General features: G+C 55.1%; 1 protein-coding gene. It reads right to left on the bottom strand.

What is annotated here, in order from left to right; translation table 11 throughout:
- Positions 1 to 479: 14-3-3 family protein (locus NK662_RS24675; RefSeq protein WP_254761359.1), on the bottom strand; the 479-nt coding region annotated here is incomplete at its 3' end.
- Positions 480 to 615 lie beyond the last annotated feature (136 nt).

The following is a 615-nucleotide window of genomic DNA, read 5'->3' as shown; positions in this document are numbered from 1 at the left end:
GCCTTGTATGCATTCATGGTGCTCTCCGCAGCCTGCTTCCTCTCGTCGCCAGACTTAAACTCCGCAAGGTACCTGTGGTAGTCACCCTTCATCTTGAGGTAGAAGACCTTGGACTCAGGGGCAGTGGAAGAGGGGACAAGGTGGGATTCAAGCAGCTTGAGAATGCCGTCGCAAATCTTGGTGAGCTCAGTCTCGATCTTGCCACGGTAGTCCTTGATGAGTGTGACACGGTCCTCGTTACCACGGCTTTCCTCCTTCTGCTCAATGGAGGAGATAATGCGCCATGACGCACGGCGGGCTCCAATCACATTCTTGTATGCAACAGACAGGAGGTTGCGCTCCTCCACGGTGAGCTCCTCAGAGTCAACCGTCTTGGCCACCTTCTCCATGAATTCGACCATTTCCTCGTAACGCTCAGCCTGCTCGGCAAGCTTTGCCATGTACACATTCTCCTCACGCGATGCCTCAGCAGGCGACATTTTTCCTCTCCTTTGTTCTTCAACGCAAACTTAGTCTGACCTTGTGCACCTTTCCTCCTCCTTCCCCCTCGCGCTTTCCCTCTGCTCTCCTCACGAGCTCGCTCTTCCCAACCCGCGCGGGATTTGTTCGCTGCGG

It is taken from the genome of Ectobacillus ponti (assembly GCF_024294785.1).
Lineage (GTDB): Bacteria > Bacillota > Bacilli > Bacillales > Bacillaceae_G > Ectobacillus > Ectobacillus ponti.
The sequence above is the reverse complement of the archived record's forward strand: the minus strand, read 5'-3'. Positions and strand labels throughout refer to the sequence as shown.